Origin of the sequence: Pseudoflavonifractor sp. 60 (assembly GCF_009911645.1) — a bacterium.
Classification (GTDB): domain Bacteria; phylum Bacillota; class Clostridia; order Oscillospirales; family Oscillospiraceae; genus Lawsonibacter.
Genome location: NZ_QWKI01000178.1, coordinates 1 through 1,076 on the forward strand (window position 1 = coordinate 1; position 1,076 = coordinate 1,076).

The window sequence follows — 1,076 nt, forward strand, 5'->3', positions numbered from 1 at the left end:
CAGGAAACGGATTTTACCCCGTTTTTGAACATCATGAACGAGTGGTTCGCAAGAGACACCAGCAAGAAAGTCCGGGCAATCAAACGCGCCCAGGGCATGGCTGGCAAGCACACCGCCGTTCACCCGCTCTATGGCTACAAGAAAGACCCGGACGACCCGGAGAAGTGGGTTATTGACGATGAAGCCGCCGAGATCGTCCGGCGAATCTTCCGCATGACTATCAGTGGTAAAGGCCCTTATGAGATCGCCACGATACTGGAAAAAGAACATATCCTCTGCCCGTCTGCTTATCTCGCAGAGCGTGGCGCAGGAAACCGACGCAACAATGAGTTTGCCAATCCCTGCCGCTGGTGGGGGACTACCGTCTCCTACATCCTCAACCGTATGGAATATATGGGCCATACCGTCAACTTCAAGACGGAAAAGACCAGCTTCCGGGATAAGCGGCGGCATCTCACCCCCAAGGATAGCTGGGTGATTTTTGAAAACACCCAGGAGCCGATCATTGACGAGGAAACCTTTCAGACGGCGCAGAAGCTACGAAAAACCGGACGCCGCCCCACCAGCCTGGGAGAAGCTAATCCACTGACCGGACTTCTCTACTGTGCCGACTGTGGCGCGAGGCTGTATAACGAGCGCGGGGACAATGGCAAGGGGCAGTTCAGAGATTCCTATGCCTGTTCCAGCTACCGCAAGCGTACCAGCGATTGCACGATGCACTTTATCCGTACAGAGGTTGTACGGGACTTGATTCTGTCGGCCCTGCGCTCCATTTCGGAGTACGCGAAAGCCAACCGGGAAGCCTTTGAACGGCTGGTAATGGACACGACCTCTGACCGTCAGTCACAGCAGATGAAGGAGAGCCGGAAAGCCCTGACGGACGGACAGCGGCGGTATGATGAACTGGATGTGCTGATTCAGCGCACTTATGAGGATCACGTTGCGGGTAAGCTGACAGACAAGCGATTTCTGAAACTTTCCCAGCAGTATGAAGCGGAACAGGAGCAGCTTGAAAGCGAGTTGAAGCGTCTGGCCGCTGAAATGGAAACGATGCAGGAGCAGACTGGCAGGGTGGA

General features: G+C 55.0%; 1 protein-coding gene. It reads left to right on the top strand.

Annotated elements, in window-relative coordinates; all coding sequences use genetic code 11:
• Positions 1-1,076, top strand: a 1,076-nt coding sequence (locus D1646_RS18350; protein ID WP_160637853.1) for a recombinase family protein, incomplete at both ends; no start/stop codon positions are given.